The organism is Halorubrum sp. SD690R (assembly GCF_005435035.1).
In the GTDB taxonomy this organism is placed as follows: Archaea; Halobacteriota; Halobacteria; order Halobacteriales; family Haloferacaceae; genus Halorubrum; species Halorubrum ezzemoulense.
In genome coordinates, this window is record NZ_SGTV01000175.1 from 1 (window position 1) to 219 (window position 219).

The window sequence follows — 219 nt, forward strand, 5'->3', positions numbered from 1 at the left end:
GGAGGAAGCCGTAGGTCCGAGCGGCCTGCTCCAAGCCCTGCTTGGACAGGCCGCGGAACTTCGCCAACCACGGTTGGAGCAGTGACCAGAGACACTCTACCTGGTTCGTGTGGACGCCTTTGTCGGACACGTACCTCTCGTCGTGGACAACGTATTGGTGATCGTGCTCCATGCCTCGGTAAGCTGGCAGTCCATCGGTCCAGACCTCTCCCAGCGGCT

General features: G+C 61.6%; 1 protein-coding gene. It reads right to left on the reverse strand.

The features are described from left to right. Positions 1-219: transposase (locus EXE41_RS18930; RefSeq protein ID WP_137691818.1), on the reverse strand; the 219-nt coding region annotated here is incomplete at both ends.